Annotated in this window: 1 protein-coding gene; it reads left to right on the top strand. The window is 43.6% G+C overall.

The window, feature by feature from the left end; genetic code table 11:
- Window positions 1–49: 49 nt before the first annotated feature.
- On the top strand, window positions 50–879 hold an 830-nt coding region (locus CVN76_RS01385), incomplete at its 3' end, for a GTP-binding protein (protein ID WP_157805433.1).

Raw genomic sequence — 879 nt, 5'->3', positions numbered from 1 at the left:
TATAAATTTTTCTCGAAATTGTTGACTCCACTAACGAAAGGAACATTTTATGACTACATTAAAAGATGAGGTCCAATCGCGTCGGACCTTCGCAATCATCTCTCACCCGGATGCCGGGAAAACGACTTTGACCGAAAAATTATTGCTGTTTGGCGGTGCGATTCGCGATGCCGGAACAGTTAAAGCGAGAAAAACTGGCAAGTATGCAACAAGTGACTGGATGGAGATTGAAAAACAACGTGGAATTTCCGTTACATCCTCCGTCATGCAATTCGATTATGATGATTTCCGTGTGAATATTCTTGATACACCAGGTCACCAAGACTTCAGTGAAGACACCTATCGTACACTGATGGCTGTTGATAGCGCCGTGATGATCATCGATTCGGCAAAAGGAATCGAGGATCAGACGGTTAAATTATTCAAAGTATGCCGAATGAGGGGTATCCCGATTTTCACGTTTATCAACAAAATGGACCGTCAAGGTAAAATGCCTCTTGAGTTGCTTGCCGAGCTTGAAGAGGTATTGGGCATCGAGACATATCCAATGAACTGGCCAATTGGAATGGGAAAAGACTTCGTCGGCATTTACGATAGATTCAACAATCGCATTGAACAGTTCAAGACGGAGGGCGAAGAGCGTTTCCTTCCATTGAATGCTGAAGGTGAACTTGAAATCGATCATGCACTTAAGGATTCCCAGTTGTATGAGCAAACTTTGGAAGAAATCATGCTGCTGACCGAAGCGGGCAACCAATTCTCTGAAGAAAGCATCGCAAATGGAAAATTGAGTCCTGTATTCTTCGGAAGTGCCTTGACGACTTTCGGTGTCCAGACGTTTTTGGATGCTTATCTTCAATTTAGATCGGAAGAGCACAC

This window comes from Bacillus sp. mrc49, from assembly GCF_002803435.1.
This window is presented reverse-complemented; position numbering and strand designations above follow the sequence as displayed.